The organism is Streptomyces sp. 2A115, assembly GCF_052245575.1.
Taxonomy (GTDB): domain Bacteria; phylum Actinomycetota; class Actinomycetes; order Streptomycetales; family Streptomycetaceae; genus Streptomyces.
The window spans coordinates 1-23,912 of sequence record NZ_JBQQCG010000037.1 but is presented as its reverse complement, the minus strand read 5'-3'; the positions used below and the strand labels follow the sequence as shown (position 1 = coordinate 23,912).

General features: G+C 69.6%; 18 protein-coding genes. 9 read left to right on the top strand and 9 right to left on the bottom strand.

Features of this window, described 5'->3' with window-relative positions; all coding sequences use genetic code 11:
• Nucleotides 1-20: 20 nt before the first annotated feature.
• From ACTWQR_RS28615 to ACTWQR_RS28605, 3 genes are all read right to left on the bottom strand, one after another.
• The gene (locus ACTWQR_RS28615) at nucleotides 21-1,409 is read right to left on the bottom strand and encodes an ABC transporter substrate-binding protein (protein ID WP_443230064.1); all 1,389 of its coding nucleotides are present in this window, start codon (nucleotides 1,407-1,409) and stop codon (nucleotides 21-23) included.
• A 390-nt stretch (nucleotides 1,410-1,799) separates the two neighbouring features.
• Nucleotides 1,800-2,942: a LacI family DNA-binding transcriptional regulator gene (locus ACTWQR_RS28610; protein ID WP_443230063.1), complete on the bottom strand. Its 1,143-nt coding sequence runs from the start codon at nucleotides 2,940-2,942 to the stop codon at nucleotides 1,800-1,802.
• Between the two features lie 894 nt (nucleotides 2,943-3,836).
• Nucleotides 3,837-5,174 carry a ferredoxin reductase family protein gene (locus ACTWQR_RS28605; protein ID WP_443230062.1) on the bottom strand — a complete coding sequence of 446 codons (1,338 nt, stop codon included), beginning with the start codon at nucleotides 5,172-5,174 and terminating at the stop codon, nucleotides 3,837-3,839.
• 271 nt (nucleotides 5,175-5,445) lie between these two features.
• On the opposite strand from ACTWQR_RS28605, the gene ACTWQR_RS28600 reads away from it, so the two are divergent.
• Together ACTWQR_RS28600 and ACTWQR_RS28595 are read left to right on the top strand one after the other, a co-directional pair.
• The gene (locus ACTWQR_RS28600; RefSeq protein WP_443230061.1) at nucleotides 5,446-6,498 is read left to right on the top strand and encodes a LacI family DNA-binding transcriptional regulator; all 1,053 of its coding nucleotides are present in this window, start codon (nucleotides 5,446-5,448) and stop codon (nucleotides 6,496-6,498) included.
• 712 nt (nucleotides 6,499-7,210) lie between these two features.
• On the top strand, nucleotides 7,211-7,828 hold the full coding sequence (locus tag ACTWQR_RS28595; protein ID WP_443230060.1) for an expansin EXLX1 family cellulose-binding protein: 618 nt from the start codon (nucleotides 7,211-7,213) through the stop codon (nucleotides 7,826-7,828).
• Nucleotides 7,829-7,908: 80 nt separating this feature from the next.
• Here the strand turns inward: ACTWQR_RS28595 and ACTWQR_RS28590 are convergent, their stop codons facing one another.
• The 3 genes from ACTWQR_RS28590 to ACTWQR_RS28580 all read right to left on the bottom strand — a co-directional run bounded on the left by ACTWQR_RS28590 (nucleotide 7,909) and on the right by ACTWQR_RS28580 (nucleotide 11,916).
• On the bottom strand, nucleotides 7,909-8,772 hold the full coding sequence (locus ACTWQR_RS28590) for a poly(ethylene terephthalate) hydrolase family protein (protein ID WP_443230059.1): 864 nt from the start codon (nucleotides 8,770-8,772) through the stop codon (nucleotides 7,909-7,911).
• Between the two features lie 135 nt (nucleotides 8,773-8,907).
• The gene (locus ACTWQR_RS28585) at nucleotides 8,908-10,302 is read right to left on the bottom strand and encodes a prolyl oligopeptidase family serine peptidase (protein ID WP_443230058.1); all 1,395 of its coding nucleotides are present in this window, start codon (nucleotides 10,300-10,302) and stop codon (nucleotides 8,908-8,910) included.
• Nucleotides 10,303-10,476: 174 nt separating this feature from the next.
• Entirely contained in the window at nucleotides 10,477-11,916 is a 1,440-nt protein-coding gene (locus tag ACTWQR_RS28580; RefSeq protein WP_443230057.1) for a CitMHS family transporter, read from the bottom strand.
• Nucleotides 11,917-12,098: 182 nt separating this feature from the next.
• Here ACTWQR_RS28580 and ACTWQR_RS28575 point away from each other — a divergent pair, with 182 nt between their 5' ends.
• The 5 genes from ACTWQR_RS28575 (at nucleotide 12,099) to ACTWQR_RS28555 (ending at nucleotide 18,990) form a co-directional block, all read left to right on the top strand.
• Nucleotides 12,099-13,025 carry a LysR family transcriptional regulator gene (locus ACTWQR_RS28575; RefSeq protein ID WP_443230056.1) on the top strand — a complete coding sequence of 309 codons (927 nt, stop codon included), beginning with the start codon at nucleotides 12,099-12,101 and terminating at the stop codon, nucleotides 13,023-13,025.
• Between the two features lie 179 nt (nucleotides 13,026-13,204).
• The gene (locus tag ACTWQR_RS28570; protein ID WP_443230055.1) at nucleotides 13,205-14,422 is read left to right on the top strand and encodes a CaiB/BaiF CoA transferase family protein; all 1,218 of its coding nucleotides are present in this window, start codon (nucleotides 13,205-13,207) and stop codon (nucleotides 14,420-14,422) included.
• Nucleotides 14,412-15,449: an HpcH/HpaI aldolase/citrate lyase family protein gene (locus tag ACTWQR_RS28565; protein WP_443230054.1), complete on the top strand. Its 1,038-nt coding sequence runs from the start codon at nucleotides 14,412-14,414 to the stop codon at nucleotides 15,447-15,449. Before ACTWQR_RS28570 ends, ACTWQR_RS28565 begins: the two co-directional genes overlap by 11 nt.
• 298 nt (nucleotides 15,450-15,747) lie before the next feature.
• Complete coding sequence (locus ACTWQR_RS28560) at nucleotides 15,748-17,493, top strand: cellulase family glycosylhydrolase (protein ID WP_443230053.1); 1,746 nt, start codon at nucleotides 15,748-15,750, stop codon at nucleotides 17,491-17,493.
• A 333-nt stretch (nucleotides 17,494-17,826) separates the two neighbouring features.
• Nucleotides 17,827-18,990 (top strand): MFS transporter, encoded by a 1,164-nt coding sequence (locus tag ACTWQR_RS28555; RefSeq protein ID WP_443230052.1) that lies wholly within the window; start codon nucleotides 17,827-17,829, stop codon nucleotides 18,988-18,990.
• 249 nt (nucleotides 18,991-19,239) lie between these two features.
• Here ACTWQR_RS28555 and ACTWQR_RS28550 read toward each other — a convergent pair whose 3' ends face one another.
• Nucleotides 19,240-19,992: a nucleoside/nucleotide kinase family protein gene (locus tag ACTWQR_RS28550; protein WP_443230051.1), complete on the bottom strand. Its 753-nt coding sequence runs from the start codon at nucleotides 19,990-19,992 to the stop codon at nucleotides 19,240-19,242.
• Between the two features lie 71 nt (nucleotides 19,993-20,063).
• A complete protein-coding gene (locus tag ACTWQR_RS28545) occupies nucleotides 20,064-20,801 on the bottom strand; it encodes a PaaX family transcriptional regulator C-terminal domain-containing protein (protein ID WP_443230050.1) in 738 nt (245 codons plus the stop codon).
• A gap of 170 nt (nucleotides 20,802-20,971) precedes the next feature.
• Here ACTWQR_RS28545 and ACTWQR_RS28540 point away from each other — a divergent pair, with 170 nt between their 5' ends.
• A complete protein-coding gene (locus tag ACTWQR_RS28540) occupies nucleotides 20,972-22,660 on the top strand; it encodes an acyl-CoA dehydrogenase family protein (protein ID WP_443230049.1) in 1,689 nt (562 codons plus the stop codon).
• Nucleotides 22,661-22,933: 273 nt separating this feature from the next.
• Nucleotides 22,934-23,161: a DUF6480 family protein gene (locus ACTWQR_RS28535; RefSeq protein WP_443230048.1), complete on the top strand. Its 228-nt coding sequence runs from the start codon at nucleotides 22,934-22,936 to the stop codon at nucleotides 23,159-23,161.
• A 172-nt stretch (nucleotides 23,162-23,333) separates the two neighbouring features.
• Here ACTWQR_RS28535 and ACTWQR_RS28530 read toward each other — a convergent pair whose 3' ends face one another.
• Nucleotides 23,334-23,759, bottom strand: coding sequence for a CBS domain-containing protein (locus tag ACTWQR_RS28530; RefSeq protein ID WP_443230047.1), 426 nt, complete (start codon nucleotides 23,757-23,759; stop codon nucleotides 23,334-23,336).
• Nucleotides 23,760-23,912: the final 153 nt, after the last annotated feature.

Here is a 23,912-nt window from a genome sequence, read left to right as displayed (position 1 = left end):
CTTTCTGGGAGTTGAGGCTGTCACGAAGCCTTGACGGTGAAGCCCTGGCCCTTGGCGTACGTGGTGATCCGCTTCTGCCACTGGTCGAGCGCCCCGACGGTGTCGGTCTTCTTGGCGAGGGACTTGCCGACGGTCTCGGTCCAGTCCGTCACCACCTGGTCGAGGAACGGCGGCCACTGGAACTCGGGGCTGACCGTGCTACTGACGTCCGCGAACACCTGGTTGACCTTCTGACCGCCGTAGAAGGCGGGCGTGTCGCCGACGAAGGCGTCGTCCGCGAGGAGTGACTTCGTCGCCGGGAAGAAGGACTGCTTGGTGGCGAAGAGCTTCGCGCTGGCGGGGTCGCTGTTGAGGAACTGCGCGAACTGCGCCGCGGCGATCGGGTTCTCGGTCGCTTTGACGACCGCACTCGTCGAGCCGCCCCAGTTGCCCGAGCTCGGCTTGGAGGCGTCCCACTGCGGCAGCGGGGCGGCCCGCCACTTGCCCGCGGTGGACTTGGCCGAACCGGAGAGGAAGACCGGTCCCCACGCCGCGGTGATCCAGGTGGCGTACTTGCCCTGGTTGAGGCCGGCGTACCAGGCATCGGTGAAGTCCGGGTCGGCGCTGATGACTCCGTCCTGCGCGAGCCCGCCCCAGTACGCCGCGAGCTTCCTGGACGTCTCGTCGGCGACGCTGATGGAGACATCGCTCTTGCCGGAGGTCTGGTACGGTCTGGCACCCGCCTGCCACAGCAGGCCGTGCCAGGCGGCGGCCTCGTTCGCCGCGAGGTTGGTCAGGTAGATCCTCGGGTTGGCCTTGTGCAGCTTGCGGGCCGCGGCGGCGAACTCGTCCCAGGTTTTCGGCGGCTCGATCCCGTACTCGTCGAAGATGTCCTGCCGGTACAGCATGCCCATCGGGCCGGTGTCCTGCGGGATCGCCCAGATTTCACCGCCCGCGCCGCTGACCTGCCCCCAGGTCCAGTCGACGAACGTGTCCTTCAACTCCGCCGCGCCGTAAGGCCGCAGGTCCAGCAGGCTGTCCGTGATCGTGAACGTCGGAATCGCCTGGTACTCGATCTGCACGACGTCGGGAGCGCCCTTGCCTGCCTTGAGCGCCGTGCGCAGCTTCGTGTAGTGCGCCACGCCCTGGCCGGCGTTGACGACCTTGACCTTGATGGCCGGGTACTTCTTCTGGAAGAGCGCGATCTCCTGCTGGATGTCCGGGACCCACGTCCAGAACGTCAGCTCGGTCGGCGTCTTCATCGCCTTGTCGATGTCGGCCTGGCTGACCGGCTCGGTGGAGGCGGATGAACCGCCGGTGCCGCCGCTGCCGCCGCACGCGGACAGCGCGGTGCTCAGCGATACCGCTGCCGCGGCGGTGAGAAGGGACCGACGGCCGATTTGGGCGTGGCTGATGAGGGATCTGGGCATGGTGGACTCCCGCCGATGGGCGAAGGTGACGGCACGCCTGGCGACGGCGCGCGAGTCAAGGAAGATGAAGGGAGGAGAAGAGGGGAGGGGAGGAGGGGAGAAGGGGAGCCTGGCTGCGGCTACTGGGGCCTCGAGGCAGAGACCGGTGCGGCAACCTGGCTCAGGAGCCGCTGTGCGATGGGGAGATCGCGCGCCGCCCGCGTCCCGGGGTCGTCCGGGGCGGCGGGAGCGCGGTGGGGCTGGCGGGAGCGCGGGCAGGGGACCGGAGCGCGGCCAGGGGCAACAGAACCGAACGAACCGAGCAGTGGCACGTTCCGCGACCCCGCGACCTGCCTGGGGTGACAAGCCGGCCGGGCCACGAGTGGTGTGCCTCGGGCCGGTCGGCGCTGATCAGTGGTGCGTGGGTGGGCCTTCGCCCGAGTGCGGAGGTACGTGCGGGCCGCCACGCGAACGGGAGGCCGCGCGCCGCCCACGTCCCGGGGTCGTCCGGGGCGGCGGGGGCGCGGTCGAGGTGCGGACGACGAGCTCTACCGGTGGGTCACTCGCCAGTAAGGGTTCCGCGTGCGGGTTCTCGATGGCATGGACGAGAAGCCTCAGTCCCGTTTGCGCCACGGCGTCGAAGGGCTGACGCACCGTGGTCAAGGGTGGGGTTACGTAGGCGGCGACCGGGATGTCGTCGAAACCGACGACGCTGACGTCGTCCGGTACGCGCCGGCCGGCTTCGGTCAGGGCGCGGATCAGACCGATGGCCATGTCGTCGTTGGCGGCGAACACCGCGGTGACGCCGTCGGCGGAGGCCAGTTCGCGGCCTGCCGCGTATCCCGACGCGGCCGACCAGTCGCCCTCGACGACAGCCGGTACGTTCCTGTCGTGTGCCGCCAGAGCCGCTCGCCACCCCTCGAGACGGTCCCTGGCGGCGTACCACCGCTGTGGACCGGCGAGGTGATGGACCGTCACGTGCCCCAGATCGAGCAGATGCTCGGTGGCCACCCTCGCCAGAAGGTCGGCGCCCACCCCGGTGGTCACCACCCGAGGTCCGGCGAATGCCGGTGGCGCGCCGAGGGCGAGGACCGGTACATCGACGTGGATGGAAACCTCTCCGTCGTTGATTCCTTCGTCGATCGGCTCGGAGATGACGATGCCGTCCACGCCCTGTTCGAGCAGTGACTCCACGGCACCGGCTATACCGCCCGGATCGCCTTCCAAGGTGTTGACCACACGGAGCGCGTATCCCGTGTCCCGGGCGGCTCGCTCAACACCCATGAGCAGCGACGCGGGACCGTACAAGGCCGTCCCCAGGGTCACCACACCGATGGAACGCGTCCGTCCGGAGGCAAGGGCCCGGGCCGCGTTGTTCAGCCGGTAGCCGAGCTCTTCAGCGGCCGCGAGAACGCGTCGGCGCACGTCGGCGGAGACGTACTGCTCGTCGTTGAAGACCCGCGACACCGTCTTCTGCGACACCCCCGCCAGCCGGGCCACATCCACACTGCGCGGCGCGGCGGAGCTCCCGCCCCGTCCTACCGGTCGTGTCATGGCGTCTCCCGATGGCCGCTCGCTGAAACTCGATGATCTCAGCCGTATGACTGCGCTGTCATGTCTACGCAGTCAGACGTCGCGCGTCAAGAGTTTGGAACGCATCCGTAACAGCAGTCGCTGGTTCGGCATCGCAACAGCCAAGCGCCGACGGCTGCCGTGCCACCTCAGGACCGGCAGTGCCGGCGCAGCGGCCCCGGCCGTTGCGCGGGCGTCGCAGACGGTGACCCTGAGACGGGGGCGTCCGAGGCCGGAGAGACATGTACCGCGGGGGGTGCGACAGACATGCTCGCTCTCTCGGGTCGGTGGATTCCGCGTGAAGAACGCACGCGCCCGCCGACAGCCCGCACCCGTGGCGGCTGCGGATCGGCGGCCCGAACGCAACCGTGCACATCGAGCCCGCCGGCACCTCGGATGCCGACCTGCCGTACCCGGCCTGAACCCGACCGTCAGGGCGGGGTCCCCGCGGGGCCGCCTCAGCGCGGTTCCTCGCCGACACCGTCGAGGCCCACAGCCCGAGGTCTACCGAGTGCGACTCGACGACGGCCGACCCGCTGTCGTCGAACTCGCCCCGCGGGACGGGGCCGCCGTACCGCGGTACGAACGAGGCATCCTCGGGTCGGAGGCCGGCACGGCGCGCGATGGATCGTGACGAGGACACGGTGGAGCTGTGGACGAAGGAGGTCTGGCCGCGAGTAGGAGCACCGCGGCGGTGCTCGGAGCCTGTCAGCTCAACTGTGCGCTCAGGCGGATCGGTCGGCTTCGCACAGCCCGACAGCTACGCAGTCCGACAGCTACTGGACAGGGCTTCGAAACCGCACGGTAGGCGGTGGCGGGGGCCCGTGGATCTGCGCTGAGGCTCCGATGGGCGCGGCCGTCGGAGCCTCAGCGCCGTCAGGCCAGGCCGAACCGCTCGGCGTGCACCTGGAGGTGGGGAACCTTCAGACTGCGCAGGGCGCTGAGCACGGTCGAGGTCATCGCGGGCGGGCCACAGACGTACACGTCGCGTTCGGTTATGTCGGGAACCAGGGTACGGAGACTCTCCGGCTCGAACGGCGGGCTGCTCTCCCCCGTGCGGCCGGTGAGCAGGTGCAGCCGCCCGCCGCGGTCCGCAACCAGAGTTCGTACCTCGTCGACCAGCACGGCGTCGTCCTCGCTGCGCACCCGGTAGAGCACGACGACGTCGCCGGCCGGTTCCTCCTCCAACAGGGCTCGAACCGGCGTGATCCCCACGCCTCCGGCGATCAGCAGCGCGCCGGGCCGCGTTCGATGCAACGAGGTGAACGCCCCGTACGGCCCCTCGACGAACGCGCGGCTCCCGACCGGGACGTGCCGCAGGCCGGCGCTGGCGCTGCCGACCGCCTTGGCGGTCAGGCGCAATGTGCGGCCGTCGGGTGCCGCCGACAGCGAGAACGGATTGGCCAGCCACCAGTGGTTGTGCCCGGGGAACCGCCAGATGCAGAACTGGCCCGCCCTGACCGGCAGCCTGTCGAGGTGGCGGCCGGTGACGTGCACCGACACCACGTCGTCCGACTCCGGCACCACCGCCGTGACCTCGAATCGGTGATAGGCGTTGCGCCACAGAGGCATCACGATCCGCCCCGTGACCAGGGCACCGAACGCGAACAGCCACAGGACCCACCAGTAGAGCATCGCGGGCGTGGAGGAGCTGAAGGTCGTGGTCTCCTGCAACTGGTGGACGAACGCCAGCCCCAACGCCAGGTACAGCAGCAGGTGCACGCCGTGCCAGGTCTCGTACCGCAGCCGCCGCCTCACCTGTCGGGCGGAGACCGCGGCGACCACGACGACGATCGCCGCGGCCCCCATACCGAGCAGGGAGGCCGGCACTCCGGCCAGCGCGAAGAACGTCTTCGTCATCGACGCGTCATCGAGCCTCGCGTAGCCCAGCACCACCAGCACGGCGTGGGTGAGGAGGGTCCACAGCAGGGTGAAGCCGACCCACCGGTGCCACACCGTCAACCGGTCCATGCCGATACGGCGGTCGAGCCACGGCAGCCGGGCCACCAGCAGCAGCTGGAACAGCATCAGCACGGCGGCGTGCATGCCGAAGAACTTGGCGACCGTGAGCACCCCGTTCTTGCCGGTCCCGGAGGTGAGGAACAAGACCTCGACGATCGCCAAGTTGACGATGACAAACGTCCACAGCGCCCACCGCGCCGCGACGACCGGAGGTATGGCGCGCTGCCGCACCTGTGTACTCGTTGCCTCCACTGCTTCCCCTCTTGTCCATGTGACGTACTGGCGCCCGGCACCCGCGAGGTCGCGGGGACCCGAGCGTCCCGATCCGATACGGCCCCTGGGCCGGGCAAGAATACGGAACATGGCGAGAAGTTGACCCTGCTGGCCTCAACTGTTCTTGTTCCGCGATCGGCACGCTGGTCGAGCGGACCACACGTGCCTCGTGCCGTCGCCGGGTACGCTGAGTGATTAAGGCGTTAACCACAAGCCGTCATGGGGCTGTTGAGGCGCACGGGGTACACACATGACGAGTTCGCGTGTCTGGCGGCGTCCCACGCTCGGTGCCGTGGCGGCACGGGCTGGGGTGTCCACGGCCACGGTGTCGAACGCGCTCAACGGCACCGGACGGCTGTCCGAGGCGACCAGGCAGCGCGTGCTCACCGCGGCGCGCGAGCTCGGTCACGCCCCGGCCAGCACGGCCCGGGCCCTGGCCCGCGGTAGCACCGGAGTGCTCGGCCTGACCATGGCGACGTACGGCGACCTTCCCGTCTCGTACATGGAGATCCCCTATTACGCACAGCTGACGCTGGGCGCGATGGCGGCGGCGCACGAGCGCGGCTACATGCTCATGGTGATGCCGAGTTCCCTGTCACCGTGGATGTGGCTCAACACGCCGGTGGACGGCGTCATCCACGTCGGGCCGCGCGCCGATGACCCGGTGCGTTCCATCCTGCGGGAGCGGGGCATCCCGATGGTCACCGACGGCCGGCCGCCCCAGCCGCACTGGCGCGACGCGTGGGTGGACACCGACCACGAAGCGGGCCTGCGCCTCCTGCTCGACCACCTCACGGAGGCCGGCGCCCAACGGATCGCACTCTCCCAGCCGCTGCACGACGACGAGTACCCGCACCTGATCGGACGCGCTTACGCCTCCTGGTGCGCCAAGCACGACATGCCCGCCCTCGTCGAGGAGTACGCCTCGCTGCCCGACTACTTCACGGCTGAACGGGACGCTGTCAGCCGGCTGCTCGACCGCGATCCACGACCGGACGCCGTCATCGGCATCTACTCCGACTCCGGTCACAACATCCTCGCCGCCGCCCGGCACCACGGGCTTCGGGTGCCGCAGGATCTGCTGGTGGCGTGCATCAGCGAGGACCCGGATTACGCGACGACGCCCCCGCCCGTCACCACGCTCAGCCTCCGCCCGGACCGGGTGAGCGACGAAGCGGTCGACCTGCTCATCGCTCTCATCAACGCCCGCAGCGGTGTGGACCGGCATCGGCTCGTGCAGCCGGTCCTGACCCCTCGCCGGTCCACACGACGCCCGGTACGGCGAGGGAACGGCACTCCCTGATGAGTGGGAAGCCGGCACCTGCCCCGCTGGTGGGCGGCCGGCAGGTGAGGGGTCGCCGTGAGGGCGCCGGCATCCCTGTCGGCATCGGGTCAGCTCGACAGCCCGACTACCACGCGACGTGGAAGGGGTGGTCGGATCCGGGCACCGGTTTCCTGTCCGACCAACATGAGCGTGCGTCTTGTCGAACAGTGTTCGCGATGCGGGCAGACGTCAAATGTGAGAAACAGGGTGCGCCAATACCCTCGGCATGCGGCAAGCCGTCCGGATCCGCCCACCGCGGAACCCCGCGTACGCCCCAGTGATAAATCGAAGGCAACCTTTTCGCTCTCTGCGGCCACTGAGCAGTGCACCATCGGCTCGATCTTCCGAACGGACAGGTATGAAGACAGCGAGACAGGCCGCACGTCAGCGCAGGCAAAGACGCAGGCTTGTGCTGGGCACCACCTTGGCGGTGACCGCCGCGGGCGTTCTCGCCTACCTGGTCATGGGGCTCCCCGACCGCGAGGCGGAGGCAGGACATGCCACGGCCGTCGCCAGCGCCAAGGCGAGAACCACCCCCACGACGGGCACCTCGAGCGCATCGGCAACCCCTCCCGCGACCAGCACACCGAAACCGAAACGGACACCGAAGGCCGCTGAGAAGACCCGTGCGGCACGCCCTTCGGCCAAAGCCACTCCGCGGCCCCCGCGAACGGCGCCCACCACTCCATCGTTGGCGGGACGGATTCGGCCCAACACCCCCTACACCGGGGTCGCCACCGCCTACGAGGCCGCCGACGGAAACGGCGCCTGCCTGTTCGGCCCGAGTCCCGACCTCATGATCGCGGCCATGAACGCCACGGACTACGAAACGTCCAGGGCGTGCGGCGCGTACGTGCTCGTCCGCGCGGCCAACGGCAAGTCGATCACGGTACGGATCACCAACGTATGCCCCCTGCCCTGCGCACCCGGGCAACTCGACCTCAGCCAACAGGCCTTCGCCAAGCTCGCCGACCTCAAGGTCGGCCGGATACCGATCACCTGGAAGCTGCTGAGTCCCAGCACGTCCGACACGATCTCCATCAGATACAAGGACGGGTCCAGCCGTTATTGGTGCGGCATCCAGGCGATCGGCCACCGCAACCCGGTCGCGCGCCTGGAGGTCCGGACCGGTGGCGGCTGGCGGCAGTTGCCCCGCACCGAATACAACTACTTCCTCTCCGAGAGCGGCAGCGGGTGCGGCGGCTCGATCAGAGTCACGGACATCTACGGAGAACAACTGACCATCACCGGGATCGCGCTGCGGCCGAACGTCGCGCAACCGACCGGGGTTCAGTTCGCCCGGCACTGACGACGGTTCCGGCAGCAGGCTCGGAGCGCTGCGTCGGCGGGCCGCGGAGCGCTCCGAGCGAGGCGGTCAGAACGGGCAGGTCAGAGCGGGCAGGTGTCCATCCAGCGCGTGACCAGGGAGGTGTTGTTCTTGTCGGCATCACGTACGGGACCGCACAGGAACGGGCGGAAGCGGGTGTCGGCACGCAGCCAGAGACTGAGGAACGACACGATCCACTTGCCCTGCTTGGCCTTGTTGCCGGAGCCCGTCATCGGGCACAGATGGTCGCCCGGAACCTCGATGTAGAGCTTCTCGGCCCGGGACATGGAGTTGTACCAGGGCACCGCGTAGCTGTTGCCGTGGGCGACGGGGTCGCTTTGACAGGTCAGGAAGAACGTGGGATCGGTGACCGCGGAGAAGTTCACGTTCGGGTAGTACGGGGCCGTGGGCACGCCCGCCCGGAAGCGCGAGTCGTCCCGGAGGGCCGCCATGACGCCACCGCCACCCATCGAGTGACCGACCGCGCCGAGCGTGCCGTTGAGCTTCCCGGATATCGGGTTGCCGGTGCCGTTGCCGAGCGCGAGCAACTGGGTGCCGGCGGCGCTGATCTGGCGGCCGCGCGATGCGGGATCGTCGGTGAGTGTGTTGGTGCCGACGTTGATGACGACGAAGCCCCAGGAGGCGAGGCGGGGTGCCAGCCACTGCAGGTTCTGCTGGGTGCCCTGATAGCCAGGCATCAGTACGACGCCCGGATACGAGCCACTGTTCCTGGGGTACGTGACCGTGCCGGAGCCGTACCCGGTTGGCCTGGGAACGGTGTAAGTGGCGGTGGTCAGCGGCCCGTTGGTGGCCTCCAGGGAGGCAGTCGTCGGGTCCGGGACGGCTGCGGCCGCCGGCGGGGCGGCGGCTGTCAGCAGAGTCAGCGCCAAGCCGAGGGTGGTCACCAGGGCGATCAGTGCCGTCATGGCGCGGGGTCGGGTCCGTAACTGCACGGTCGCGTTGGTCGAACGACGGGATGGATCCATTGGTTTACCTCCGGATAGTGGTGAGAGCGCGGTAACCGGACAGCGGAGTGCGCGAAGGGGCGCCGCGTGCGGCTGCTACCGGGACTGCTCGAAGAGCCAGTCGATGACCACGTCGTTCTCGTAGGTCTGGGCCCATGCGAGGTGTGGGTTCACCGGTGTCGTTCCGGGCGTGTAGCTCGTGAACAGTACGTGGCTGCGCGTGGCCCGGGCCTGCCGTAGGAGTGCCCGGGACCGGGCCTCGAACTCTGCTTTCGGTAGATCGTTGGCCCACTCCCCACGGGTGACCCGAGCACCGGCGGTCTCCAGCGCGTTCATCAGGGTCCATGTGCCGGGTTTGCCGAACCGGCCCTCCCGGTAAGGGACGACCGGGTCGTCGACGGAGTGGTCGGCCCAGATCGGGATGTCCGTGATCCTGTCCATGGTGGCCGGGTCGCCCCAGCCGGCCGTGGGCAGGGCGGCCGCGAACCCGTCGGGTCGCTTCGCCAGCAGGCTGTAGATACCGCGTCCGCCCGAGGACAGACCGACGAGATAGAGCCGGGCTGTGTCCACGTATCGGGAGTACTCGCTCACGAAGGTGTCGATGAGTTCGATCAGAGCGGCCTGGACCTTGGCGTCGGTCCAGTCCGTGCCGTCGGGTCCGTCCATGGGACGGGGAAGGGGGATCTGGGGAGAGAGGACGAACGCTGGGTCGCGGCGCTGTCGTTCCGGTTTGGCGAACGTGACCGCGATCCGGTTGGAGGTGAGCTGGGTCATGTTGTTGTCGGCGACTTCGCCACCGCCGTGCAGGGTGACGACGAGTGGGTACCGCTTGCGCGTCTGCGGGTTCCGTACGAATCCCTCGGGCTGGTGGAGCCGGAAGTCCAGTTCGAAACCCGCGGAGTCGGTGAAGGAACCGGCGGTGAAGTCGTCGACCACGGGAGTGATGACGTCGTCGTTCCGGCTCGCGAACGGACCGGCCTTGAGCACTGGTTCGCCTTCCGGGGTGTGCACGTCCGCCACTTGTCTGACGGAATAGGCGCGGTCGAGCGGAAGGGGGTCGGTGCCCGCGGCCCGCGCGTTGGAGTCGTTCGGGTCGAGTTCGATGATCAGGCGGTCCCCCGGCCGTCCTGGGCGAGATCGGTCGTCCACTTCGGCGGTGGTGCTGGAGTAGACCCGGGTCACCGTGCGAGCCGCTGTCTGCCCGCCCACCGTGGCCTTCACCTGGAACGTCGAGGGCGGGATCACCCCGCCGCGCAGGTCAACGCGGTACGAGTACTGGAGGGCGACGGCTGTCACCAGCCAGTTGTTCCTCGGCGTCACCCGGGTGAGCAGGTCCGTTCGCAGGACCGGATTGCGCCCGGAGGTCACTTGTCGTTCTTGGGATGCGGCTGTCGTGGTGTCGGCGGCTTCGGCGGTCGCCGTGCTCACGGCGGGCGCCGCGACCGCACCTGCTGTGACTGCGAGCGCCGTACGTCTGGTGATCCGTCTCATGCGTCCTCGTCTCGGTCGACGGGGCACCCGGACCGGGTGCCTGGTGCGTGTGGATCCGTTCGCCCTGCTCCGGACTCCCGGAAACGGGCGGCACGTTGGAGGTCTGAGCGACATGTGCGGTGGCTGCCGGGAGCCCGCGGCCGGCGGGGACTGCGCTCAGGGCCGGGACACCGGTCACAGGGGGAACGCACCGGTCAGAAGGGCGCCGGCGGTCATGACCAGGGTGGTGGCGAAGGCCCAGCGGAAGATGAAGCGCTGGTGTTCGCCGAGCGACACACCGCTCATGCCGACCAGGATGAAGGTGGACGCGGTGAGCGGACTGAGCGGGAACCCCGTGGTCATCTGGCCGAGAATGGCGGCCCTGGCGACCTCGGCCGGGTCCGTGCCGAAGCCCTGCGCGGTCTCGGCGAGTACCGGCAGTACGCCGAAGTAGTAGGCGTCCGGGGTGAAGACCATGCTCAGCGGCATGCCGGTGACGGCCACGGCCACGGGCAGGTGCGATCCGAGGGAGTCGGGGACGACGGAGACGAGCGTCTCGGCCATCTCGTCGATCATCCTGGTTCCGGTGAGGATCCCGGTGAGGACGCCGGCCGCGAAGATCATCGTGGTGACGAGGACCACGCTCTTGGCGTGCTTGTCGAGCAGCGCCTGTTGCTGTTCCCAGGTGGGGTGGTTGACCAGCAGCGCGATCGCGAACCCGAGGACGAACAACACCGGAAGCGGCATCACTTCCTGGATGAGGCAGACCACGAGGGCGATGGTGAGCAGGAGATTGAAGATGTTCAGCCAGGTCCGCGGCAGCGGCGGGATCCGGACGGTGCCGGGCCCGTCCCCGGGAGCCCGGAGGGCCTGACGCTCCCCGTCAGCCGTCGCGGGAGTGGCGTGCGGACTCGACTCGGGTTCCGTGGTCACCGTGACCGTCGTCGAAGCGGCGGGTTCACGGTCGTCCCGCTCGTCCTCGTCCTCGCGCACGTCCGTGGCCGGACCCCGCGGGGCCAGCGCGGCAAGACGATTGCGCTCCCGGCGGCCGAGCAGGTACGAGGCCACCAGCACCCAGACGACACCGAAGCCCATCGCGGGCAGCACCGGGTTGAAGACCTCGGAACTGTCCAGCTTCAGTGCCGCCATGGCGCGTACGGTCGGGCCACCCCAGGGGACCATGTTCATCACGCCTGCGCCCAGGCAGACGACGCCGGACAGTACAAGGGGGTTCATCCCGAGTCTCTTGTAGACCGGCAGCAGCGCGGAGACGGTGATGAGGAAGGTGGAGGCACCGTCGCCGTCCAGGGCCACGCACAGTGTGAGGACGGCTGTTGCGACGGTGATCCGCAACGGGTCGCCACGCGCCACGCGCAACAGGCCGCGGATCAGAGGGTCGAAGAGCCCGGCGTCCACCATCAGGCTGAAGTACAGGACCGCGAACGCGATCATGATGCCGGTGGGGGCCACCTTGGACAGCCCACCGAGAATCAACTCGCCCAGATCGCCCGCGAAGCCGCCGATGAGCGCCGCCAGCACCGGAAGCAGGATCAGAGCGACCAGTACCGAGGCGCGTTTGGTCATGGTGAGCAGCAGGAGGACGGCGATCGTGGCGAAGCCCAGGGCTGCCAGCATGACGGCGCTCGCTTTCTCGAAGACGGCCCGCGGCGGCGGTGGGGCGGACTGGGCGGGGGAGGCAGGCCGAGGTGTTACGCGAGAGTTTCGGAGCACCGGCGGATCGGTGTCCAGCATCAAACCGAGATCTGTTCATGCGTTAAGCGCATCAATTCGAGCGGAGCGCCCTATGCTCGTCGGCCATGGAGGCCACCACCCTGCGACAACTGGCGGCATACGCGGCCGTCGCCCGGGCCGCGAGCTTCACCGCGGCCGCCGCGGAGATGCACGTGTCCCAGTCCTCGCTCAGCCGCGCGGTCGCGGATCTGGAGCGACAACTCGGCGTGCAACTCCTCGAACGGGACACCCGAAACGTGCAGTTGACCGCGGCGGGCGTCGAGGCCCTGCGTGTCGCCGAGCAGATCGTCACCGCTCACCGGGCGGGCATGAAGGAGCTCAGGCGTTACCTGCTCGGCGAGTCGGGAACGGTCGCCGTGGCCACCCTTCCCTCCGTCGCGGCGGTGCTCCTGCCCCAGGTGATCTCCGATTTCCGCGAGCGGCGGCCACAGGTGGCGGTACGACTCCTCGACGGCCTGGAGCGGTCGGTACTGGACCGGGTCCTGTCCGGCGACGCCGACTTCGCGATCACCACCGTCGGTAACCCGCCGGAGCAGTTGGAGCACCGCCCCCTGGTCAGGGACCGCTTCGTCGCGGTGCTGCCGGAAGGCCACCCTCTCACCGACCGCCACGAGATCGCCTGGGACGACCTGGCTCGTCAGCCGTTCCTGGCCATCGGGCGCGACTCGAGCGTGCGCCGGCTCACCGACGCCGCGTTCGCCCAGATCGACGCGCACGCGGCACCGGCGGCCGAGGCGGGCAGTATCGCGACCGTGGGGGGACTGGTGACCGCCGGCCTCGGGGTGTCGGCGATGCCCGCCCTCGTGCTCCCGCTCATGGGTGCCGGAGCCGTCGTCTGCCGTCCTCTGGTGGACCCCGTGGTGGACCGGCGCCTGGACATCGCGGTGCGCGCTCGGCGAACGCTTCCGACCGTGACGGAACGGTTCCTGGAGACACTCGAAGAGTTCCGCCTCCAGGGGCGTCCACTTCCGCCCGGGGTTTCGTGGGCTTGAGCCCGCGCACCAACCCTCCCCCATCCATGCGTTTTTCGCATTGATTGATGGCCTTCTGTTGCTCGACAGGCATTTCTCCACTCCGGCAGTCTGAAGACAACGGCGACGGCCGCGCCGCACCAAGGCGGACGACGCTGTCGGGGACCCACGCGGAACAGCAGGGGCAAAGGAGCACATCGGTGTCGGACGACGAGCGGAACACCACCGGAAGCGGGCAGTTGCACGGCCTGAAAGTGGTCGAGTTCGCCCATGTGGTCGCCGGTCCGCTGGCGGGCTCGATGCTCGCCGACCAAGGGGCCGACGTCGTACACGTAGAACCCCCCGGCGCCGGAGACGCGGCCCGCGCCATGGGGCCCCAACGTGACGGCGTTCCCCTGTGGTTCAAGGTCGCCGGCCGCAACAAACGCTCGGTCACCCTCGATCTGCACCACGAGGCAGGCCGACTCGTCGCCCACCGGCTCGTCGCCTGGGCGGACGTCGTCATCGTCACCCTGCGCGCGGGACGCCTGCGCAGCTGGGGACTCGACTGGGACTCCGTGCACCGGATCAACCCCCGGGCCGTACTGCTGCAGATCTCCGGCTTCGGCGCCACCTCGTCGCAGGCGGACGCCCCCGGCTTCGGCAAGGTGGGTGAGGCGCGCAGCGGCGTCGTCCACCTGACCGGCTTTCCCGACGGCCCGCCCGTCCACACCGGCTTCTCGCACGGCGACGCCGTGACCGGCTTGATGGGCGCCTACGCCGTCCTCGCCGCCCTCCACCGCCGCGACCACGACCCCGGGTTCGACGGCGAGTGGATCGACCTCGCTCTCTTCGAGTCCCTGTTCCGTCTGGTCGAGTGGCAGGTCATCGTGCACGACCAGTTGGGACGAGTGCCCGAACGCTCCGGCAACCAGTTGGCGGTCGCCCCGGGGGCCGTGATCAACACCTACCGCTCCCGCGACGGCGAGTGGATCACGGTGACCTCCGCGACGCTGCGCTCGGTCCGCAACATCGCCCGCCTGCTGGGACTCCCCGAGGAGGAGTTCGCCACGGCTCGGCAACAGTACGACCGGCGCGAACAGTTGGACGAGAAGCTGCGGGACTGGGTGGCGGAGCGCGACACCGGCGAGTGCCTGGAGGAGTTCACCCGTGCCGAAGTCGTGGCCTCACGGGTGTTCGACGCCGCGGACATCGCCGCCGACCCCGTGTACGCCGAACGCGAAGACATCGTCACCGTCGATGACCCCGATCTCGGTCCGGTACGTATGCAGGCGGTGATCCCGCACTTCCGGCAGCGCCCCGGGCGGGTCTGGCGGACGGGGCCCTCCCTCGGACAGGACAACCACCTCGTCTACGGGCAGTGGCTCGGACTCAGCCCGGACGAGCTGGCCGACCTGGAGAAGAGCGATGTCATCTGAGGCGCCTTCGGAGAGGCCCCCCGAGGGGGACGCGGGAGCGGTCGACCGGCCCCCGCTGCGCTCGCTGCTCTTCGTCCCCGGCACCAGAACCGACTGGCTGCCCAAGGCCCGGGCGGCGGGCGCCGACGCGGCCATCCTCGACCTGGAGGACGCGGTGCCCGCCTCGGGCAGGCTCGCCGCCCGTGCGCAGGTGGCCGACGCCGTCGCACAGGCCGCCGCCAGGTCGGCCGAGCAGGCGGGACGGATGGCGCTGTTCGTCCGTGTCAACCCGCTGGACGACTGGGCCGGGGCCGAGGAACTGCGGGCGGTCGTACGGCCCGGACTCGCCGGTGTCGTCCTTCCCAAGGTCCGCTGCGCCCAGGATGTCAAGCTTGCCGACCGGCTGCTGGCCTGGTGCGAACAGGAACAGGGCCTGCCGCCGGGACGCATCGCCCTGGTGCCCCTGCTGGAGACGGCGCGTGCCCTGCGCGAGGCCTACGACATCGCCCAAGCCGCCTCGCGCATCGCCTACTTGGGCGCTCTCACCGCCCCCGGCGGCGACGTGGAACGCGCCGTCGGCTACCGCTGGAGCCCAGAGGGAACCGAAACGGTGGCACTGCGCTCCCGCGTTCTGCTGGACGCCAGGGCAGCCGGAGTGCCATGCCCGGTCAGCGGACTGTGGACGCGCATCGGCGACCTGCCGGGGCTACGCGCCTTCGCCGAACAGAACCGCTCCCTCGGCTACGAAGGCATGATGGCGATCCATCCCTCCCATGTCCCCGTGATCAATGAGGTGTTCTCTCCCAGCTCCGCCGAACTCGCCCGCTGCGCAGAGCTGATCGCGGCGGTCGAGGCGGCACAGAGAGAAGGGACGGGCGCCGTGACGTTCCAAGGTCAGATGGTCGACGAGGCCATGGCCCGTACGGCCCGCCTTGTGCTCGAACGACACGGGGCGCAGGTTCGCACGGCCCGTACGAGTTCCGCGTCGAGGCCGCCCGCGCGCGACGTTCAGCGTCCGCTGACGGACATCTACCCTCATTCGGTCTGACCGCCGGCCGGCGGGTGTCGCCCGGGCCGACGCCTTCGCTCGGAATGCACCGGGGGACGGACCAAGAGCCCGCCCCCCGGCGCATTCGGCCGATCTCGGTCATATTCCATTACTGCGGGGAGCCGCCGTTGGCGGACCCTTGGAAGGAACCGCAGCTGCGCCGACTGCCGTGACACCTCTGTACCGGGTCGGCCGACGGCGGGCGGACCTGTGTATTTCCTGTGAAGGTCGGCAACCTCCCGCCCGTCGACGGCGACTGAGGGGAGATACCGGCTCGATCTTCCAGAACGGATGAGCAATGAAGAAGCAGCAGGCCCCACAGCACCGCCGACGCAACCTTCGGCTGGCAGTGGGTACGCCGCTGGCGCTGACAGCCGCGGGCGTTCTCGCCTACGGCGCGGTCTTCGGGACGTTCGGTGACGACGCGCGGCCCGAGGCGGCCGCGGCTCCGGTTCCCGGCGACGCGATGGCCGCCGTGGCCGCGATGCAGCCGGGCTGGAACCTGGGCAACAGTCTGGACGCCATCCCGGACGAGACCTCGTGGGGCCAGCCCCGCACCACGAAGGCCCTGCTGGACAAGGTCCGTTCCCAGGGCTTCAACAGCATCCGCGTCCCTGTGACCTGGACCGACCACCAGGGAGCGGCGCCGAACTACACCATCGATCCGGCGTACTTGAAGCGGGTCGGGCAAGTGGTCGACCAGGCGCTCGACAGCGGCTTCTACGTGATCATCGACATCCACCACGACTCCTGGCAGTGGGCCGACTCGATGTCCACCGACCACGACAAGGTGCTCGACCGCTTCAACGCCACCTGGACCCAGATCGCAGCCACGTTCAGGAACGAGTCCGCCAAGCTGGTCTTCGAGAGCGTCAACGAGCCCCAGTTCGAGAGCGCCGACGACGCCCGTAAGGCCGAACTGCTCAACGAGCTGAACAAGTCGTTCCACGGCATCGTGCGCAAGTCGGGCGGCAACAACGGCAAGCGGCTGCTCATGCTGCCCACCCAGGTCTGCACACCGGACCAGCGGCTGATGAACAACCTCGCCAGCACGATCAAGTCGCTACGCGACCCAAGGCTCATCGCCACCGTGCACTACTACGGCTACTTCCCGTTCAGCGTGAACGTCGCCGGCACGACCCGCTTCGACGCCACGGTTCAGAAAGACCTGAGCCAGACCTTCAAGCGGATACATGACACCTTCGTCGCCAAGAACATCCCCGTCGTCATCGGCGAGTACGGTCTGCTCGGCTACGACCACGGCCCCGGCGCCGTGGAACGCGGGGAGATGCAGAAGTACTTCGAGGCGTTCGGCCACACCGCTCGCACCAACAAGGTCACCACCGTCCTGTGGGACAACGGCGCCTTCTTCGACCGCGACAAGCTGCGGTGGAAGGACGCCGGGATGTACCGCCAGATCAAGTCGAGCTGGACCACACGCTCGGCAACCGCTTCCACGGACAACGTCTTCGTGCCGAAGTCCGGCCGCATCAAGGACCGTACGCTCACCCTGAACCTGAACGGAGCCACCTTCAAGGCTCTCAAGCACGGCACGACCAAGCTGGTCAACGGCAAGGACTACACCCTTGCCGGCAACCGGCTGACCCTGAGGGCGGCCGCGCTCACCCGGCTCGTCGGGGACCGTTCCCACGGGGTCAACGCGACCCTGCAGGCCGAGTTCTCCCGCGGTGTCCCCTGGCGGATCCAGGTGATCAGCCAGGAAACCCCGGTGCAGTCGAACACGACCGGGACGACGAACTCGTTCCGGATCCCCACGCGGCTCAGGGGCGATGTGCTGGCGACGATGGAGGCCACCTACGCGGACGGCGGCAACGCCGGCCCAACCAGCTGGACGCCCTTCCAGCAGTTCAACACCTCTTTCGCACCGGACAAGACCAGGAAGGCCATCCGCCTGACTCCCGCCTTCCTCAACGCGGTGAAGGGTGACACTCGCGTCAAGCTCACCTTCCACTTCTGGAGCGGCGCCACCACGACGTACTACGTGACCAAGTCGGGAAGCACGGTGACCGGCACGACATCCTGAGCGAAGGGCCGGTGCCCGTCCGGGAAGCTCCCGGACGGGCACCGCGCTCGGCCGGTCGGGGGCGGCGCCGCGACGCGTTCATCGGACGTGGCGCGCCATGCCGGTCGGCTTGGCCATCAGCCACTCCGGCGGGCCGCGTGAGAGGTACCGCGACCACGCGGTCGCGAACACCAGGGTGAACACTCCCGGAGTGATCGGCATCCTCGCGCTGCAGACGCTCGCTGCCTACGTCGTGGTCACCTTCTCCCCCCGTCAACTCTCTTGCTCCACCCGCCCGCCCCCACCTAGCCTGAGTTTGTGCCGCTAATAAACAAAGCCCGAACGCACAACGTCGTGCCGGGCAACACCCTCACCCGGCTCCGCATCACCCTGACCGTCTTCTTCGCCCTCGACGGCTTCATCTTCGCCGGCTGGGTCGTCCGCATCCCCGCCATCAAGGAACAGACCGGCGCCTCCCCCAGCGCCCTCGGACTCGCCCTCCTCGGCGTCTCCGCCGGAGCGGTCATCACGATGATGCTCACCGGCCGCCTCTGCCGCCGCTACGGCAACCACCAAGTCACCGTCGCCAGCGCCGTCCTCCTCTCCCTCAGCGTCGCCCTACCACCACTCACCCACTCCACGCTTGCGCTGGGCGCCGTACTGCTGATCTTCGGCAGCGCGTACGGGGGGATAAACGTCGCGTTCAACAGCGCCGCGATCGACTTGGTGAGGGCGCTGCAACGCCCCGTCATGCCCAGCTTCCACGCCGCTTTCAGCCTCGGAGGCATGATCGGCGCCGGACTCGGTGCACTGGTCGCCGGGGCGCTGTCCCCCACGCAACACCTGCTCGGCCTCACCGCTATCGGCCTGCTCGTCACCGCCCTCGCGGGCCGCACCCTGCTGCGCATCCAGCCCCCGACATCACCGGAGAACGCGCCGCGGGCGGAGTCCGCGCCGCGCCGCCCGGGCACCCGCACCCGCCCTCTCGTGATCACCTTCGGCCTCATCGCCCTGTGCACGGCCTACGGCGAGGGAGCCATGGCCGACTGGAGTGCCCTGCACCTGGAGCAGGACCTGGACGCCACACCGGGCGTCGCGGCCGTCGGCTATTCCTGCTTCGCCCTCGCCATGACCATCGGCCGGCTGACCGGCACGCAGCTGCTCGAACGTCTGGGCCAGACACGCACCTTGGTAGCCGGCGGCACGACCGCCGCGCTCGGCATGCTGCTCGGCGCGCTCGCCCCCTCCCTGTGGGCGGCGCTCCTCGGCTTCGTGATCACCGGGCTCGGCCTCGCCAACCTCTTCCCCGTCGCCATCGAACGCGCCGGCACGCTGGCCGGCCCCGACGGAGTCGCGATCGCGTCCACGCTCGGCTACGGCGGCATGCTCCTGGGACCACCCGCCATCGGGTTCATGGCGGACTGGCTCTCCCTGCCCGCCGCCCTCACCAGCATCGCGGTGCTCGCCGCGTCGGCCGCGGTCATCGGCTTCGCCACCCGAGGTGCGGCAGCCCGCTGATCGCACGTCCCGAGAGAGTCCCGCAGGGCCTACATTGTTCGGCAACCACACCGACCAGGCGCAGAGTTGCAGCCTCCCTCGGACCTCGGTGACCTGCGGGCGTTCGCTGCGGCGAGACGCAGCCCATTGATTGGCTGATTGGCGTGACTTGGCGTTTCGTCAGAAAGGGGTCGGCTCCTGGCGTGCGTCGGCCCGACGAAGTCGCACCATCCCCTCCGCACCCATGTCCGTGCCCGCGGTCCAGGCCGCCTACTTCGGGTGCAGCCCCTCTGCTCCGAATCCGGCTGTCGGCTCGACCTTGACGACGAGGTCGGCACGGGTCCGGCCGCGGGCCACCAGTTCGGCGTTGGCCTGGTCGCTTCCGTGGGTCCAGGCGACGGCTTCGTCATGCCGCTTGCCGTGCGCCTCGTGGCGGGCCACGAGGCGTTGTCGGCGAAGGGCGTCGTCGATCTCCAAGTACCAGCTCTCGTCGAGGAGTTCGGCGACCCGGCCCCAGGAGCCTTCCTCGGACAGCAGGTAGTTGCCCTCGGTCACGACCAGCGGGATCTCGCGGGGCACCGACAGGGCCGAGCCGATGGACTCCTCGATTTCACGGTCGAAGTCGGGTGCGTACACGACTGGTTCGTCACAGGAGCGGAGCCGCAGCAGCAGATGGACGTAACCGTCGGCGTCGAAGGTGTCCCAGGCGCCCTTGCGGTCGCGGCGTCCGAGGGCGCGCAGCATGGTGTTGGACAGGTGGAAGCCGTCCATCGGGACGAGCACGGCCGTGTCCGGCCCCAGCGCCTCGACCAGTTGCCGGGCCAGGGTCGACTTGCCCGCGCCCGGCGCACCGGTGATGCCGAGGATCCGCCGCCCGTCCCCGTCGGCGAGGACACGGGCGCGTTCGACCAACTCGGCGACAGAGGCGAGTACGGCGTCAGGTACAGACGAGGGCCTGGCGGAAGCCGCGGAACCGTCGCGGTGCGGCGCGTGTGCGCCCAGGCTGGTGGCGGAACTGATCATCTGGCCTCCCTGGCAGGGGTGGCTCAACCGTAGGTCGAGCGGGAGTGGACCGGAGGTGGAGCTCCGCGCCATCACAGCGTCTCGATCACCTCCCGCTGGTAGTCGGTGTACGTGCCGCGCAGAGCCGGTGCGGGCCAGTCCGCGGGGAGGAGTTCATCGGGCAGGACGGGGTCGGCGACCAGGTGCCGGACGATGGTCGCGAAGGTGGCGAAGCGGTCGGCCGGCCGTTCCACCCGCGCGACGTGGGCCAGCAGGGCGTTGGCCGTGTCGGCCCAGGTGTCGAGCGGCCACAGATTCGCGGCCACGGCGCGTGAGGGCTGTTCGGGCCGTGCGGTGAAGCGTTGGGCGAGTTCCGCCAGGTGGTCGGGCCAGGAGCGCTCCAGGTTGGCGGGCCGGAGCCATACGCCTTCGCGCAGTTCCGCGAGGCGCAGGCCGGACAACTCGGCGCGCAGCTCGGCTCGTTCGGCCGGCGCGCGGCCGGTCGCGGTGACGACGACCATCTCCCAATCGCCTTGCCAGGCACGCGTTTTGGGGTGGACGGCGTCGTCCTGACGCCGCTGGCGCTCCAGCAGTCTGTCGCTGAGCCGGTAGACCGTGTCCTCGCGGTGCAGGTCGCCCGCCGCCACCATCCGGCTGAGCGCGGCTCGCAACGTGGAACCGGCGATGCCGAAGGGCTCCACGCCGCGGACCAGATCCCGCACCGGAAGCTCGGGCGGGTGTACGCCCAGCAGCAGACTCAGGACGACCGATCGCGCGGACAGCGGCCGCAGCTCGAGGTCGGTCGGCGACAGAGAGGCGTTCATCCGCATGGACGGCATTGTGCCCGGTCAGGGTGCGCGAGGTTCAGGTGCGGGCGCGGCAGACACGTATACGTCGCTCGCTACGTCGCTTACGTCGCTCCCCCGCGACCGAGAATCGCCCACCAGAGCCGCGCATTACGTCATTGATTCAGTCGCAGAAAAAATGCAACACTGGCGGCATGGTATCGAATCTCGCGTCCGAGCAGATCGCCACGACTGCCCCGGTTGCTACGGCTGCCACGCACGATGTCGCCAACCAGGCCCCGCCCCTCGCTCCGTACGACTCCTCGCAGGACGCGGCCCTGCTGGAGGGGCTGCGCCGTGAGGGCGCCGGCTGGGCCGAGGACGACATCCGGCGGCTCGGTCGCCGGGCCGGGAGCGAAAAGGCCCAGCTGTGGGGCGAGCAGGCCAACCGGTACGAGCCGGAGCTGCGCACGCACGACCGCTTCGGCAACCGGATCGACGAGGTCGAGTTCCATCCCAGCTGGCACCACCTGCTGGGAGCCGCGGTCTCCGAGGGCCTGGCCGCCGCACCCTGGGCGGACGGCCGACCGGGCGCCCATGTCGCCCGCACCGCCGGCGGACTGGTGTGGAGCCATACCGACGCCGGACACGGCTGCCCCACCTCGATGACCTACGCCGCCGTCCCCGCCCTGCGCCGACAGCCCGACCTCGCCGCGGTCTACGAGCCCCTGCTGGTCAGCCGGGTCTACGAGCCGGGCCTGCGCGTACCGACGGAGAAGCGAGGACTGCTCGCGGGGATGGGCATGACCGAGAAGCAGGGGGGCTCGGACGTCCGGACCAACTCCACCACCGCCACGCCGACCATGGAGCCCGGCGTGTACACGCTGCGCGGCCACAAGTGGTTCACGTCGGCTCCGATGTGCGACGTGTTCCTGGTCCTGGCCCAGGCGCCCGGCGGCCTGTCCTGCTTCCTCGTGCCGCGGATCCTGCCCGACGGCACACGCAACACCTTCCGCATCCAGCGCCTGAAGGACAAACTGGGCAACCGGTCGAACGCTTCCTCGGAGCCGGAGTTCGACAACACCGTGGCCTGGCTGGTCGGCCCCGAAGGACGCGGCGTCAAGACAATCATCGAAATGGTCAACTTCACGCGGCTGGACTGCGTGATGCTGACCGCGACGCTCATGCGCAAGTCCCTCGTCGAGGCGGGCCACCACACCAAGCACCGCGGTGCGTTCGGGGCACCGCTGATCGACCAGCCCCTCATGCGCAACGTGCTGGCCGATCTCGCGCTGGAGTCCGAGGCCGCCACGACGCTCACGCTACGGCTCGCGGGAGCAGCCGACCGCGCCGTCCGGGGCGACGGGCACGAGGCCGCGTTCCGCCGGATCGCCACCGCCGTCGGCAAGTACTGGGTGACCAAGCGCGGCCCCGCCTTCACCGCCGAGGCTCTGGAGTGTCTCGGCGGCAACGGCTATGTGGAGGAGTCCGGCATGCCCCGCCACTACCGGGAGGCTCCCCTGCTGTCCATCTGGGAGGGCTCGGGCAACGTCAACGCCCTCGACGTGCTGCGCGCCCTCGGCCGGGCACCCGACACCGCCGAAGCACTGCTCTCGGAGCTCGCCCTGGCGCACGGGGCCGACGCCCACCTGGACGCGGCCGTGGTCCGCCTCAAGGACCAGCTGTCCGGCCCGGACGGCAGCCAGACCGGGGCCCGTCGCCTGGTGGAGCTGATGGCGCTGACGCTTCAGGCCTCGCTCCTGGTCCGGCACGCCCCGCCCGCGGTCGCCGACGCGTTCTGCGCGAGCCGGCTCGGCGGCGACTGGGGGAACACCTTCGGCACGCTGCCGGCCTCCGCCGACTTCGGTGCCGTCCTCGCGCGTTCCTTGCCCGACGCGGGCTGACCGTTGGTATCCCGGCGCGGCCAGGACGGGAAGCCGCGCCGGGCTGAACCGCGCGTGCGGCGACGGCCTCGTTCGCGTACGGCTACGCACGGCTGCGGCCTCGTTTGGGACAGGGCCGCCCGGCAACTCGCCTCCCATACACACCACGCCTTTACCGAAACAGTGCGATGGCGGCGAAGGCCGCTGTCGAGTTCGCGGTGGAGCGGCCGTGAGTACGACCGGCCTGAGTGCGATCGGCCCGAGTACGACCGGCCTACGAAGAGAGCGTGCGCCATGAATGAGACGAATCCCGATCCCGACCCTCGCAACACCCCTGGCCTTGAACCGGGAGGAGGAGTACCGCCGGGTGAGACGCCGCCCGCGGAGGGCAGCACGCCCTGGGCAGGCCCACGGGAGACATACAACCCTTCCAAGGGGTGGGCCAAGGGCCCGCTGGCCATCATCCTGATCGTGGTCCTGCTCTGCGCGGCCTTCTTCCTGGTCTTCGCCCTGACCCTGTGAACCGGACGACCCTGTGAGCGGCTCACACGGCCACAGGCAGGCAGGTCCGACCGTCACTCGACGACGATCTGGCCTCCGTCCTGTTCGCGGGCAGCTCGGGCGGCCCCGGCCTCGCCGCCCAGCCCAGTCGACAGCCGCCGATCGACAGCCACCGGCCTCTCTCGGCTGCCACTCAGGTGTTCGGGGCGGCCTCGCTGATGTCCGCCAGAGCGGAGCGCGGATCCTCGCTGACGGCGAGGTCACCGAGGCTGACGATGCCGACGGGACAGCCGCCGCGTTCGACGACGGGCAACCTGCGGACGGCGTACTGGCGCATCAGGACGGCCGCTCGGTCGGTGGTGTCGTCGGGGGCCAGGGTCACCAAGGGCGGGCGGGTGCACACCGACCCGACGGGCGTGCTGCGCGGGTCGCGGCCCTCGGCGACGGCCCGGATCGCGATGTCGCGGTCGGTGAGGACGCCGAACAGGTCGCAGTCGTACGTCACCAGGACGTCGCCGATGTCCTGCTCACGCATCAACCGGGCAGCCGCGGCCACCGTGGTCATCGGCTCGACCGCGGCCGCGCCAGGTGACATCACGTCACGTATCTGCGGGGTCATGGGCACCTCCCGGATCGATGGGTATCGCATGTCGCCCGCGTAGCCACCACCGACGCCGCCAAACAAGTGCAGGTCCGGGGTCTCGCATTCCGCTCCTGGACAGGACTCACAGACACAGCAGCCTCGGACAGGACGCAGGACGCAGGACAAGGC

Bases quoted from the DNA above. Each gene is read 5' to 3' on its own strand.
- ACTWQR_RS28615 (WP_443230064.1), bottom strand. From the start codon at position 1,409: ATGCCCAGATCCCTCATCAGCCACGCCCAAATCGGCCGTCGGTCCCTT.
- ACTWQR_RS28600 (WP_443230061.1), top strand. From the start codon at position 5,446: ATGACGAGTTCGCGTGTCTGGCGGCGTCCCACGCTCGGTGCCGTGGCG.
- ACTWQR_RS28575 (WP_443230056.1), top strand. From the start codon at position 12,099: ATGGAGGCCACCACCCTGCGACAACTGGCGGCATACGCGGCCGTCGCC.
- ACTWQR_RS28585 (WP_443230058.1), bottom strand. From the start codon at position 10,302: ATGAGACGGATCACCAGACGTACGGCGCTCGCAGTCACAGCAGGTGCG.
- ACTWQR_RS28565 (WP_443230054.1), top strand. From the start codon at position 14,412: ATGTCATCTGAGGCGCCTTCGGAGAGGCCCCCCGAGGGGGACGCGGGA.
- ACTWQR_RS28540 (WP_443230049.1), top strand. From the start codon at position 20,972: ATGGTATCGAATCTCGCGTCCGAGCAGATCGCCACGACTGCCCCGGTT.
- ACTWQR_RS28590 (WP_443230059.1), bottom strand. From the start codon at position 8,772: ATGACGGCACTGATCGCCCTGGTGACCACCCTCGGCTTGGCGCTGACT.
- ACTWQR_RS28535 (WP_443230048.1), top strand. From the start codon at position 22,934: ATGAATGAGACGAATCCCGATCCCGACCCTCGCAACACCCCTGGCCTT.
- ACTWQR_RS28560 (WP_443230053.1), top strand. From the start codon at position 15,748: ATGAAGAAGCAGCAGGCCCCACAGCACCGCCGACGCAACCTTCGGCTG.
- ACTWQR_RS28545 (WP_443230050.1), bottom strand. From the start codon at position 20,801: ATGCGGATGAACGCCTCTCTGTCGCCGACCGACCTCGAGCTGCGGCCG.
- ACTWQR_RS28550 (WP_443230051.1), bottom strand. From the start codon at position 19,992: ATGATCAGTTCCGCCACCAGCCTGGGCGCACACGCGCCGCACCGCGAC.
- ACTWQR_RS28530 (WP_443230047.1), bottom strand. From the start codon at position 23,759: ATGACCCCGCAGATACGTGACGTGATGTCACCTGGCGCGGCCGCGGTC.
- ACTWQR_RS28580 (WP_443230057.1), bottom strand. From the start codon at position 11,916: ATGCTGGCAGCCCTGGGCTTCGCCACGATCGCCGTCCTCCTGCTGCTC.
- ACTWQR_RS28610 (WP_443230063.1), bottom strand. From the start codon at position 2,942: ATGACACGACCGGTAGGACGGGGCGGGAGCTCCGCCGCGCCGCGCAGT.